This is a genomic window from Pedobacter soli (genome assembly GCF_900101435.1).
In the GTDB taxonomy this organism is placed as follows: domain Bacteria; phylum Bacteroidota; class Bacteroidia; order Sphingobacteriales; family Sphingobacteriaceae; genus Pedobacter; species Pedobacter soli.
This window is the reverse complement of the sequence record NZ_FMZH01000007.1, coordinates 15738-28756: the sequence shown is the minus strand read 5'-3', so window position 1 is coordinate 28756 and position 13019 is coordinate 15738. Positions and strand designations below refer to the sequence as shown.

The window sequence follows — 13019 nt, the reverse complement described above, 5'->3', positions numbered from 1 at the left end:
TTAAAATTTAACACTTACGCCCCCTAAAAAAGTCGAGACAATCGGATAGGTAGCATTTCCGGTTTCAGGGTCAGCATATTTTGGGAATTTGCTTGAGGTAATAAAATCATTTGCTGATACGTAGAACCTCACTGACTGTAATCCGATTTTTTTCAAGTATTCCTTGTTTGATAAGGTATAGCCCAGGGTAGCATTTTTAACCCTGAAATAGGCAGCATTTACCAGCCAGAAATCTGATGAAGCATAATTGTTGCCGGAATTGGTATTGCTCAGCTTAGGATATTCAGCTGCTGCATTCTGTTCGGGGCTATTATTTTTGCTCCAGAATTTACCATCCAGCTGTACCGGAAAATTACCGAACTGCTCCTGAAACGGGCGGATGATATCATTACCCAAACGGGTTAGCCTTTTGCCTACACCCTGGAATACCACTCCAAAATCAAAGCCTTTGTAACCCAAATTGATATTGCCTCCATATTGATACCTGGGCAGCGAGCCACCTAAAAGTACCCTGTCATTGGCATTTATTATTCCATTACCATCTAAATCCTGATAGCCCACATCGCCAGCTTTAATGGTATTGTTATTGGTCCTCGCAGCTGAGGCCGCCTGGGCATCCGTTTGATAAATACCTGTGCTTAAATAGCCATACCATTCATTAAATTCACTTCCCTCCATATTCACTACGGTCGAACCAGATTCCTGTACCGTACCGCCCATATTTAAGATTTTGCTTTTGGCATCTGCAATATTGAAACCTGCACTATAGGTAAATTCGTTAATCTTATCTTTCCAGTTTAAACCCAGTTCCCAGCCTTTGACATTCAGCACACCTGCATTTTGGGTAGGTTTATCATAACCAAGATTGAGCGGGATATCCAGGCGGAGCAAAATATCTTTTGTTTTTTTATTAAAGTATCCACCTGTTAAATTTAACCTGTTGTTAAAAAAAGTCGCATCAATCCCGATATCAGCGGTAGTTGTAGTCTCCCAGCGTATATTGGTTATGGCAAAAGCACGCTGTGCTGCAGTGGTTTTGGCAACCAATACGCCATTCTGATATAATAGTGCTGTTCCATCCAGGTTCACATTGGCCTGGTAAGGATAATAATCCTGGTTTCCATCAGCATCAGTGATACGCTGGTTACCAACCTCCCCGTATGAAGCCCTTAACTTCAAATAATTAACCCACTTTACCGGTTTCATGAAATTTTCTTCTGAAATGGCCCAACCGGTAGAAAATGACGGATAAGTTACTTTTCTAAATTCAGGGGCGAACCTTGAAGACTGGTCATGCCTTAAGTTAGCCTGAAAATAATACTTACTCATGTAGTCGTAGGTTACCCGGCCAAAGAACGAATGGAGACTTTCTTCATTTGCAGAACCTGAGTTTGTTCTTAAAAGAATCGATCCGACATTTAAATAAGGATAATCGGTTAACTCAAAACCTTCCCTTCCTGCACCGAGGGATTCCGCATTATAGTAAATACTCTCCGCACCAGCCAGGGCAGCGAAATTATGTTTGTTATTAAACGATTTGGAATAGTTGGCCAGAAACTGGCTGTTTAGCTGGTAACTTTCATTCCGGGATTCGTTTAACAAAGAATTAGCCCGGTTTGTACCCGTGGTAGCACCGTCAGGACTGGTATACACGATTTTTTTGGAAAACGATTTTTCCTTGTCAAAATTAAAAGTAGGCGATATTAAAGCCGTTAGCGTTAAATCCCTGATGGGTTTAAAATTTAATGCGATTCTTCCCTGCAGCTGATTATATTTATTGGCCGTTGTTCCACCTTCCTGCAGCTGGGCCAATGGGTTACGACCGTCTTTAGCTATTCCATAAGCACCATTGCTATAGTACGCCGCATAAACCGGGGGTATCACCCTGGATTCGTAGATCGGGTTCTGGCCACTAAAAGGTGCATTAACAGGCGCCAATGCATTTACTCTTCTATAGGATAAATCAGCAATGACGTTAAATTTATCACTAATCTTTAAATCGTTATTTACCCTGAACTGATAACGCTCGTAATTGTAATTGTCATAAAATGCGCCAACATCCTGATAGCCTAAAGAAACCTTTGTTTTCAGCTTCTCTGTACCAGAAGTAAATACAAGATCATGTTGTTTTCTTGGCGCATACTTATTGGTCATAATCAAATCCTGCCAGTTGGTATTGGCATACGGAAATACATCAGGCGTCTCAACCAGTCGTTTTTCATAGTTATTGATAATATCGTTAGAATACGGCATTGCTGTACCATCGTTTGCATTCAACTCATTGATATATTTCATGTATTTCAGGCCATCCACATATTCTGGTAATGCATTTGGTCTTTGCTGTGCATACTCAAAGTTGTAATCGACAGTCGATACCCCTGTAGCGCCGCGCTTTGTGGTTATCAAAATTACCCCTGCGGCACCACGTGATCCGTAAATTGCAGCAGATGCCGCATCTTTTAGCACACTTAAACTTTCAATGTCGTTCGGGTTCACCAAATCCATACTGCTAACCGGAATTCCGTCAACCACGACCAGCGGGGAATTGGTATTCAGTGTAGTTACCCCCCTGATTTGCACTGTTGCTCCGGCACCAGGTGCAGAGTTATTCCTGGTTACCGATACTCCCGGTACTGCACCCTGCAGCGCTTCAGAAACCTGCAGAGTTTGTCTGCCTGAAAGTTCGCTGCCGCTTACTGTTGCAATGGCGCCGGTTAAATCTTTTTTCTTTTGGGTACCATATCCGACCACTACAACATCATTCAAATTGTTCTGTTCGGGCAGTAGAGCAACCTCAATGGGCTTGCCTGTAAGGGTAATGGTTTGCAGCTGATAGCCCACATAACCGAAAGTGAGGCTTTTTACAGCATCGGGGATGCTAAGGCTAAATCTGCCCTGGTTATCGGTAACAGTACCTGTTTTTGTACCAGGTACACTCACAGTTACACCGATCAGGCTCTCCTTTGTTTTTGCATCGGTAACTTGGCCCGAAACGATCTTTGTTTGTGCATGCGCTGCATAGTAAATACAGGTCAGCAGAAACAATAGCAATAGGTTCTTTTTCATTTAAAATTTGGTTAGTTGTAAAATAGTTTGCTGGTTTTGCCCGCCGATGGCAACAGCAGACAACTGTAAATTTATGGGCACATTTAGCCAAAAATGTACTTAAAGGCTGACCAAAGCTGAGCCATTATTTAATACAAGACAAAGCATTGGTAAACAATCAATTAAACAACAAAAAGAACTAAAATGGATAAGCTTAAAAAAGGCTGTAAAGCCTACATTCGGGCCCCGGCTTGTAATTATCATTTTCAAATCATGATCCACAAGGCAAAATCATATTCTTTTATTTTGATATGGGGCCTTTTTCTGTATTTTTATGCGCAGCTGATAACCGATAAACCAAGCAAACATTTGTAGCCATCCCCCTAACCAGAGGTATCAAAGCATGAACGAAGAATCTTTACAGGCCGAAAACATTTTATTCTTCAGGAACCTGGACAGCTGCTGCCAAAAAATCGCAGAACAGACCGGTAATCAGGATATCGCTTCGTGGAAAAACAGCGATTATGTGAAACTCAGTGGCTTGTTGTACCGGAAAACAAAGGTTCACCTGGGCGAAAACACCTTAAAGCGAATATTTGGTAAGGTTAAAACTTCTAACCGTTACTATCCTCAAAAAGCTACGCGTGATGCACTGGCCCAATTTATAGATTTTCGCGACTGGCAGGAATTTGAACGCATTAACTCGCTTACTATTGAAAAGGCACCTGCGCCAAGGCCTCAGCCCTTAGAGGTGCCCATACAGCCATCAAGAAAGGCCAAACATACGCTTAAGGTGATTTTGCTTGCCATTGTACTCCTATTGGGTACTAGCCTGTGGGTTTACTTGAAGAGCCTGATTGGCGACCGTGACATTCAACTGCTGTGCCTGAACCCTAACGGAATAAGTCCGCATTCTGCACTTTTTAAACTGAGTGTTAAAAACAATGCAAAGATTAAGCGTTCCGAATACCTGATCGATTTTGCAGATGGCAAAAGCGTGAAAAAAAGTTTTTCGGCCGATTTGGTTAACCATTATTATGAGGCCCCCGGAAGATATTTTCCGGTACTTTTTCATTATCAAAAGCCAATTGATACCGGGCAGGTTTACCTTCAAACAAAGGGCTGGGATCTGATTGCCGCTGTAGAGCACGATACCACCAGGGTGTATCCGGTAAATTCAACTGTGCTTCAAAACCAAAAGAAAGTATCTGTATCTACTACTGCACTCATTCAATCGGGTGTTGATACTACCAAAACCTTCTTTGTTTCATTTGCCAATATTAAACCCACCACCATAAGCGCAGATAACTTTGAGTTAAATGTTTTCATCCAAACCTCTCCCTCACGTCCGGGAGTTCGCTGTTCGCAAACTGATTTAATTGTATATGGAGAAAATAACTTCCATTCCATTAACCTGATTAAGCCTGAATGCGTAGTATGGAGTAACTTAAAATTTTCTGAAAAGCAGCTTGATGGTGCCAAAGACGACCTGAGACCGCAAGGGCAGGATCTTCGGAGCGGAAAACAGGTCAAACTCAGGATCGAAAACCAAAATGCACATCTTTTTGTCGATAACAGGGAAATTATTAATACCAGTTATAAAATCCCCATTGGGAAACTTATGGGCGTAAAAATAAGATTTGCCGGCGTAGGTAGCTTTGAAAATTTTCAGCTCAATGATTTAAAAACAAAAGAAAGCTTTTAATGCCAGTTAAATTTGGCAACTGAGTGCTGAACAAAACCTTAAATCTAAAAAATAAGGCATCGTCTAAATCGTCGATGGCAAAGGTTACGTTACAGCTATATCCTGAAAATAGTCTAGTCTAAATATGTAGTAGATATTATGATTAATTTGTATTTTTTATCATTAAAAAATACTAGCTTAGCCGCGCGGTAATATGTCTTATTTTACTGCCATGGTCACTCTATTTTTTCCCGAAATCTTAATTTAAATAAACTAAACCAATAACTATGAAAAATTTATTGAAGTATTTCCTGTTTTTAAACCTTGCATTATGTGCTGTGGCCTGTCGCTCAGACAAGGATGGGCTTTTAGATGAACCGCCAGTTACGGTAACCACCAATTTCTACAAAAATGCCAATGAACTGGCTGCAACCTACGATCCTACCAACACCGTAAGTCAGACGATGAGGGATCATGTTTACGATTTATACAAGGCAAAAAAGTGGAGCGAACTGGAAACGCTGTTTACAAACAATAATTTAAACGGAAAATGGCCACCTGCAAACGGAGGTTTCAATACGGTAGATGATACGCCAATTACGATGGGACAAAAATACGATAGATACAGTAATGCTATCGGGACCTACAGCGGAACAGGAGCTCCGACTTTAGGAGGTAGTTTTACAAGTCCAATCATCAATGGAGCCGTATATACTTTTGGGCAAAGAGCGTTAAATCAACCAGAAAATGCTTATGATTTTTATTATGAAATAGAAGTTTTAAATAATTCATTAACTTTCAAAGGCCAAACAGCAGATATTATTCCCTGGTTTAATCAGGTGGGTAATGGTAAACAAACCATGTGGAAGATTCCGATCGATCCGGCAACCGGCTACCAGAAAACCTGGAACAAGCTGGCGCAGGAAGGATATATTAAAGTAACAATTAAGAAAAACCCAAGTGGAAAATACCCGGGAGCTGTGGGGGTAGTGATTGCTCAATAAAATAATTTAGATGTATTCGATATCAAAAAAAATATTGATAGAAAAGCAGGTTGCTGTTGAAAAAGACAGCTTCAGCAATGCGGAAATCGGCCACTCAGCAGCAGTAAATTTTAAATGCTGTAACTGTGGGCATAAAAACAGCGTTAAAATAACGCCTTATGAATCGGGTTTTCCGATTTTTCAATTATACAATGATGAGAAAGTTTTAGCTAAAAAGGAATTGTTGCGCAATAACATTGTTTCCGAAACCGCTGTAAATCTGCTCCATTTTGGAGAATTGACCGTAAATAATTTACCCACCCTGTACTTTGGGACAGATTGTCCATCCTGTCATGCAAAATATATTTGTGTTTTCAGTTATGGCGAAAAACAACCCGGGCTGACCTTACTTACCATTTCAGGCGTATGGAAGTATAACGAAATTTAAGGCTGAACATCCGCTCTCAAAAGGCGAAAAACAGTAAAGCCTGAATTCATAAGATTTCAGGCTATTTTTTTGTTAGCCCCCATCGGCTACTAGAGCTCTTTCTTATATTTCGCGCCAGCTTTGCGAAACATATCATGGTACTTTTGATATTTTGATTCCAAAGCGGATCCCTTATTGCGAGCGAGGTGAAAATCGATATAATCCAACAGTGTCATCTGATCATAGAAATCTATTTTGTTCAAATCCAGCTTCCATTTGATCGCATCTTCCAGAAATTGATCAAATTTATCAGCAACGGCATATTTCAAAAGATTACCATCTCTGATATCAAATGTACTTGCGTTGCACGCTGTATATCCCGTTTGCTGGTAAATCTTCCACATTGCAGAAATCTTATTGGCAATAGCTTGTTCATTATCGTGTAAAGTATCGACTCTGGCAGCGAGATAAAATCGTTGCTGATACATGTATTTAAATCGCGTACCATACTCTTCAGGAGGTGTCCAGTCACCTACCATTAAACATATATGCTGCATCTTTTTCAAATCCCACTCTGGGAAAAGTGTTTGCAAATAGTTATGGGCCGCGCTGGTTTTCATTCCCGCTTTTACAGACAGGAACTTAGCAATCCGTGGGTCCTGACCGGCTTGGGCAAATAATGAAGTAGCAAAAAATACAAGAAGTATACTAAGCCTCAGGCGATGTATTATATTCATAATCGAATTTAACAAAAATAAATGCAGGATTAAACCCTTCCTATTATTCTCTCCCCAGTTTTTCAACCTGAATAGCGATGTATAACGGCAGGTAGTTTGGCGTACAGTTTTTAGCGATCTTTTCATTTTTATACAATCCTGTCCGTTCGCCAAGGGCGATACATCTTTCCCGATATTCTTGCTGAAATATGCCGATTTGTGCAGCTGTAAAGTTCATTGCCCACTGCACTTCTGGTACTTCTTTTTCAATATGACTTTCAATTTTAGAAAGCAGTGTTTCAGAATTTGGTGGAGGGGTTTGCCCTACCCAGCGCAAACGCCCCTGGTAATACCAAAAAATTCGTCTCTGTAATGGTGATGAGCTGTTTTCCCAGCGCTCCATCAAGGCAATGGTCTTCTTATCCTTCGCCAGTTGATTGGCCATCAACCAATCAATTAACTGGAGTCGTTCATCGCCATCATGTTCATCTATATCTTTATCCAACACATCAATCAACTTCTGGCTAAGCTGTTTTTTATCCATAATGAGCATAGCAAGCTGGCGAGCCAGGTATTTCGAGGTCGACCAAAGCTCCATGGCCAGTTCGTGGTCCTTTTTGATTTCGGCGGCAATTTTTCTCAAATCGCCTAGTTTGGTATCCGATCCAATACGGGCAAGTATGTCTGTTGCTTTTGTTGAAAGATTCATATGCTGTCACTGGTGCATCAGCAAATTGCAAAATATTTCGGAATAAAATGATTCTGTGAGTCACGTTTTTGAAAGCGCCCTAAGCGTATATTCTACTTCGATTTCAAACTTATTAATATCCTTAAAGCCTCAACAAACAAAGCCTGAAATCTTACGATTTCAGGCTTTGTTTGTTTGTAAATTTGAATATCTGTTTAAAAATTAACCAGTGCCTGCCCGTCATAATATGATGGAGGCGTAATACCCAGAAAACTTAATATGGTTGGTGGCACGTTGTACAAATAAGGTGCACCATGGTAATCGGTTGTTTTACGGTAAAAGATAGCTGTAGTTAAGGCACTGCGCGTAATTGTAGCACTGCTTTTGGTCAGGATATCAATTTTTGGGGTAACCAATGTACCATTATAAGCCGTTCCTGAAGTTTCATCGCCCTTGGTATATAAAACCAAATCTGCCTGTTGCGGATGTGCTGATGTTAAAGCGGTAAAACTGTAGGTACTGATACTGCTAGCGGGTAAAGCCGATTTAAACAACCTTATTTCGGAAATATTACCGGTAAAATAAGGACTGTAATTGGTAGTTCCGTCTTGCCCGATTTTAAAAGTTGTGCCGCTCTGCAAATCGCCAACCGCCGAAATATTGCCTTCGGCTACCTGGATGCCACCATCGTACATTGTCGCTTTTTGTGTAGTCCGGTTAACTACTACAGCTACCTGGTGCCACAACTGATCTGTCAGGTCTACTCCATCTATATCCAAACGGTGCGTTCCATCTCCAAAGTTGGCCCTGATTACGCCATTTCTGTTGGCTATAATTATGCCCTTATTATAACCACTGGCCCAGTTCTTATTCCCGATAATTACCGGATCGCTGGTAGCTGTGGTTGCCCTGGCTCTAAACTCGATGGTAAAGCTGCCTGTTGCACTTAAATCGAGGTTACTTAAAGTTGGTAACTGTCCATACACATTTGTTTTAAAATCGACAGTGGTAATACTATGTGGGTTCGATTCGGTAGTAGTGCTAGGCAAAGTATTTACCAATTGTGGCGTAATAGCACTGTTGTTCAGGATAAGAAATGCATTCCGTTCCAGGTAACTGCTACCACCGTGACCTAAATCGCCGCCATGATCGGTAGCCACAACAATCAGCCAATCTTCATTGTTATAGGTAGGTCTTGCTTTTACAGCATTCAAAATCCTGCCTACCCTTGCATCAACCGCTTTTACCGAATCCATATACATCTGCGTGGTAGTCCGATAATTACTGGCGTGGCCGGCATGATCTACATCATCGAAATGGCAAAAGGCAACATCTGTATTGCTGCTGGTAATTTCCTGTATAATCCGCACTTCAGTAGCGTTATCACTTGCACTGTTTTGTTTTACCGTTACATCAGGTGTGGCCACAATATTATTATTTATCGACGACCAGGTTACAATTGACGCGGTTCTTAAAGCAGGCAAACTGGTTTTAATCTGCCTGAAAAAAGAAGGGTAGTTTACAAAGTCGGCACCCGAAAAGCTGTTATCAGATGCTTTGTGTTTAGCAACACCTACACCGGTAAACAGCGCCGACCATCCGTTTGATGACCAGGTAGGCACTTCGGCCAACGCATTGGTGCTGGTATAAGACTGATCCATTAAGGTTTTCAGGTTTGGTGCATTAGCTGCAGTAATTGCTTTCCATACGCAACCGTCGATACCAATAAAAAGCACCTTTTTAGGTTTGCCCGCTAAAACGCTCCGCGCAGTTGTTTGGGTTGAATCGCCTTGAATTGACTCAGTTGTGGCCTTTTTACAGCCAAGTGTAACCAGCCCCATCGCGATGAGGAGTAGTAGAGGTTTAAATTTTCTCATAGTTTAAATGTTTAATAAAGCAATATAAATGTTTAATAAAACTAAACATTCGAATATTAATAAAAAATTAATTTTTAAATTATTTTAGTTAACACTCAAACAGTTACCATCAGTAAAACGAATCCAAAACAGCACCAACGCATATTTCTTATCATACTGAATCCGATATAAATCAACACACTTTAAAAACTGTATTTTACTTCATACAACATTTCTGTTTCTGCTACAACATTTGCTAAACCGCAATATTGTACATACATATTATTTTCAATCCTCAAGTGAGTTTCATCCTCATAATCAGCTAAAAAATCTTATTTTTTATTTTCATCACCAAAAAATGCTAAATTCTAATTAACTTCAAACACTTAATATGTACATACAAATACACTAACGATTTAGAGTCTGATTGAGGGAAATTCGAAAAAGTAAACATCGATGAACGAAAGAAAATTATACTTAAACAAATTGCTAAGCCTTGTTTTGTTGTGCCTTACTGCTACAGCAGGGGCGCAAACAACTTTGTGGCAAATTGGCCATGCAGATAACAAGGCTACAGAATTTGCGCTGGCCCCATCGGGTTATAAACATTTTTTAGCAGCGGATTTTGGTTGGGAAGATAAATTTTACCTTATTGGAGTTTCGAAACCAGAAAAAGATTGGGCTTATATTTTACCAGGCCCTAATGATACCTGGGGTGGCACTGGTGGCACCTCTGGTTTGCGCACGCACAATGCCAATATTTTATTTGGGTTACAGCAGCAACCCACCGGATCGGGCTGGAAATTTGTAGTCGAACTGATTGGCTACCAGGGCGCATTACCGCCTTTGTTTAAGGTTACCATTAATGGAAAGCCTTATGTAAAGCAATTACCCGAACAGACAGCCAATAAAATTTTTGAGGGAGATTTAAGTGCCGCCCACGAATATAAGATCGAAATTCCGCTTGAAGCAAATCAATTGCGCAAAGGTGGTAACGAAATTTTGATGACTACCCTTGAGGGCTCATGGATGGTGTTTGACCAGATAAGACTGGAAGGCCCTGCTTCGGCCAAATTAGTCCATAACCAAAACGTATTTCTCCGCAGCGTAAAACCAGCAGACTATCAACTGGCGGAACAAGGAAAAAAAATACAGCCCCTGCTGGTTGATGCACATTTAGTTGCGGGTAAACCTGTATTAACTGTGAAACTGGATGGCAATGAGGTATTCCGTGAGCGATTAGATAGTGCAAGATACCAGTTTGAGGTGCCTATGCCAGCTGTTACCACAGCAAAACAAAGCAAATATGAAATTTACAGCGATGGAATATTGCTGGAAAGCGGCATGGTAAAACGATCTGCACAAAGACTGTTTACGCCTGCAGATTATGTAGATACACACATAGGCACTGCCCACTCGCGCTGGATGATTGCGCCAGGTCCCTGGATGCCCTTTAGTATGGTAAAATTAAGTCCCGATAACCAGAATAGCGGCTGGCAGGCAGGCTATGAACCCAGTTTTGAAAGCATTGGCGTATTTAGCCATATCCACGAATGGACAATGGCTGGCCTGGGCATTCTGCCGGTAAACGGGCCGTTAAAAATCAAGACCGGCGATCAAAGGAGTACCGGTGAGGGCTACCGCTCGCAGATTGACAAAGCAACCGAAGAAGCCCCTCTGGGTTATTACAAAGTGATGCTAAGCGATTATAAGGTTAAGGCAGAATTAACTGCCACCACACGTTGCGGTTTCCAGCGTTATACTTATCCAAAAGCTACCGATTCAAGGGTGATGATCGATTTACAAATTCCTTCGGAGTATGCCTATACGCTTAAAGATGTGACATTGAAAAAGGTAAGCGACAAGCGGATTGAAGGGGTATCGAGACAGTTTACCCCAGGTGCCTGGTCGGGCGATGTAAACCAGGATTACAAACTACATTTTGTGATTGAATTTGATCAGCCCATCAAAAAATTCGGGACCTGGCAGAATGATGCGCTTAGCAATAAAGATTTAGTAAATACCGGCGAGGTAAAAGATGCGGGTGCTTACGTAGAATTTGATACCAGAACAAATCAGGTAGTACAGGTACGCACCGGGATTTCGATGGTGAGTATTGAAAATGCCTCAGATAACCTGAAACAGGAAATTACAGGGCCCTATGGCTGGAGTTTTGAAAAAGTACGGAACGGACAACGTGATACCTGGAATAAGCTGATTGGCCGGGTGGCTGTTCAATCTAACGACCGGAGAGAAAAAATCCGTTTTTATACCAATATGTACCGTGCGCTGGCCAGCCGCAATACCTGGAGTGATTTGGATGGCAGCTGGGTAGATGCTTTCCAAAAAGTACAGAAACTAAAAGACCCTAATTCGCTGGCACTGGGTTGCGATGCCTTTTGGAATACCTTCTGGAACCTGAACCAGTTCTGGAACCTGATTACGCCAGAGTGGTCATCGAAATGGGTAAAATCGCAACTGGCCATGTACGATACCAATGGCTGGCTGGCCAAAGGTCCGGCCGGTATGAACTACGTACCCGTAATGGTTGCCGAGCACGAAATCCCGTTAATGGTGAGTGCTTACCAAATGGGCATCCGCGATTTTGATGCCAATAAAGCATTCGAAGCGATGAAAAAAATGCAAACTACCCCATCGCAAAAAGTAGGTTTGGGCTATGCGGGCAACCGCGATCTGGTTCCTTACTTAAAGTACCATTATGTGCCCTATGATCTTGGCCGTTTTTCCAACACTTTAGAATATGCTTATGATGACTGGACGGTTTCGCAGTTTGCAAAGGCATTAGGCAAAAAAGAAGATGAAAAAGAATTTGCCATTCGAGGAAATTACTGGCGCAACGCCATTGACAAGGAAACGGGTTATGCCCGGATGCGTAAATCAGACGGCAGCTGGGCACCTAATTTCGATCCCTTTAAATCGGGAGCCAACGAACATTATGTAGAGGGCAACGCCTGGCAACTCACTTATTTTGTGCCACAGGATGTGCCTGGACTGGCGAAAGAGATCGGTGCAGATAAATTTGTAGAACGCCTCTCCTGGGGTTTTACAGAAAGCAACAAATTGCGATTCAATGCACCTGGCGACCAGTACTGGGATTACCCGGTAATTCAGGGGAACCAACAGTCGATGCATTTTGCCTTTTTGTTTAACTGGGTACAAAAACCCTGGCTAACACAGCAATGGAGCAGGGCCATTATCGACAGATACTATGGCAGCGATTTAGCCAATGCTTATCTGGGCGATGAAGACCAGGGTCAAATGAGCGCCTGGTTTGTCATGGCAGCATTGGGTCTTTTCCAAACAGACGGTGGTTGCAGTAGCGAGCCGGTTTATGAAATTGCAAGTCCTATCTTTCCATCGGTAACCATTAACCTTGGTGAACAATATGGCCGTGGGAAGGCTTTTACGATTGAAGCGCCGAACGTATCCCGCGACAATAAATATGTACAAAAAGCTACCTTGAACGGAAAACCACTGCAATCTTTTAAATTTCCGGCAAGCGAGCTATTGAAAGGCGGGAAACTGATATTGCAAATGGGATCAAAGCCAAACAAGAATTGGGGGATATAAAACCCAGTTTCATATTTAGGCAATTCACA

The 13019-nt window shown here is 41.7% G+C and carries 8 protein-coding genes; 4 read left to right on the top strand and 4 right to left on the bottom strand.

The window, feature by feature from the left end:
* Positions 1-3066, bottom strand: a complete 3066-nt coding sequence (locus BLR37_RS15665) for a SusC/RagA family TonB-linked outer membrane protein (RefSeq protein WP_090770141.1) — start codon at positions 3064-3066, stop codon at positions 1-3.
* A 382-nt stretch (positions 3067-3448) separates the two neighbouring features.
* Here BLR37_RS15665 and BLR37_RS15660 point away from each other — a divergent pair, with 382 nt between their 5' ends.
* The 3 genes from BLR37_RS15660 (at position 3449) to BLR37_RS15650 (ending at position 6160) form a co-directional block, all read left to right on the top strand.
* Positions 3449-4750 (top strand): hypothetical protein, encoded by a 1302-nt coding sequence (locus BLR37_RS15660; protein ID WP_090770139.1) that lies wholly within the window; start codon positions 3449-3451, stop codon positions 4748-4750.
* Positions 4751-5016: 266 nt separating this feature from the next.
* Positions 5017-5733 (top strand): glycohydrolase toxin TNT-related protein, encoded by a 717-nt coding sequence (locus BLR37_RS15655; protein WP_090770137.1) that lies wholly within the window; start codon positions 5017-5019, stop codon positions 5731-5733.
* Positions 5734-5743: 10 nt separating this feature from the next.
* Positions 5744-6160: a hypothetical protein gene (locus BLR37_RS15650; protein ID WP_090770135.1), complete on the top strand. Its 417-nt coding sequence runs from the start codon at positions 5744-5746 to the stop codon at positions 6158-6160.
* An 89-nt stretch (positions 6161-6249) separates the two neighbouring features.
* Here BLR37_RS15650 and BLR37_RS15645 read toward each other — a convergent pair whose 3' ends face one another.
* From BLR37_RS15645 to BLR37_RS15635, 3 genes are all read right to left on the bottom strand, one after another.
* Positions 6250-6876 carry a hypothetical protein gene (locus BLR37_RS15645; RefSeq protein WP_090770133.1) on the bottom strand — a complete coding sequence of 209 codons (627 nt, stop codon included), beginning with the start codon at positions 6874-6876 and terminating at the stop codon, positions 6250-6252.
* Between the two features lie 43 nt (positions 6877-6919).
* On the bottom strand, positions 6920-7564 hold the full coding sequence (locus BLR37_RS15640) for a DNA alkylation repair protein (protein WP_090770131.1): 645 nt from the start codon (positions 7562-7564) through the stop codon (positions 6920-6922).
* A gap of 194 nt (positions 7565-7758) precedes the next feature.
* Complete coding sequence (locus tag BLR37_RS15635; RefSeq protein WP_090770129.1) at positions 7759-9420, bottom strand: alkaline phosphatase family protein; 1662 nt, start codon at positions 9418-9420, stop codon at positions 7759-7761.
* A gap of 435 nt (positions 9421-9855) precedes the next feature.
* Here BLR37_RS15635 and BLR37_RS15630 point away from each other — a divergent pair, with 435 nt between their 5' ends.
* Positions 9856-12990 carry a GH92 family glycosyl hydrolase gene (locus tag BLR37_RS15630; protein ID WP_090770127.1) on the top strand — a complete coding sequence of 1045 codons (3135 nt, stop codon included), beginning with the start codon at positions 9856-9858 and terminating at the stop codon, positions 12988-12990.
* Positions 12991-13019: the final 29 nt, after the last annotated feature.

What these genes read in the sequence shown, in the direction of transcription:
- BLR37_RS15665 (WP_090770141.1), bottom strand. Translation starts at nt 3,066, where the DNA reads ATGAAAAAGAACCTATTGCTATTGTTTCTGCTGACCTGTATTTACTAT.
- BLR37_RS15660 (WP_090770139.1), top strand. Translation starts at nt 3,449, where the DNA reads ATGAACGAAGAATCTTTACAGGCCGAAAACATTTTATTCTTCAGGAAC.
- BLR37_RS15655 (WP_090770137.1), top strand. Translation starts at nt 5,017, where the DNA reads ATGAAAAATTTATTGAAGTATTTCCTGTTTTTAAACCTTGCATTATGT.
- BLR37_RS15650 (WP_090770135.1), top strand. Translation starts at nt 5,744, where the DNA reads ATGTATTCGATATCAAAAAAAATATTGATAGAAAAGCAGGTTGCTGTT.
- BLR37_RS15645 (WP_090770133.1), bottom strand. Translation starts at nt 6,876, where the DNA reads ATGAATATAATACATCGCCTGAGGCTTAGTATACTTCTTGTATTTTTT.
- BLR37_RS15640 (WP_090770131.1), bottom strand. Translation starts at nt 7,564, where the DNA reads ATGAATCTTTCAACAAAAGCAACAGACATACTTGCCCGTATTGGATCG.
- BLR37_RS15635 (WP_090770129.1), bottom strand. Translation starts at nt 9,420, where the DNA reads ATGAGAAAATTTAAACCTCTACTACTCCTCATCGCGATGGGGCTGGTT.
- BLR37_RS15630 (WP_090770127.1), top strand. Translation starts at nt 9,856, where the DNA reads ATGAACGAAAGAAAATTATACTTAAACAAATTGCTAAGCCTTGTTTTG.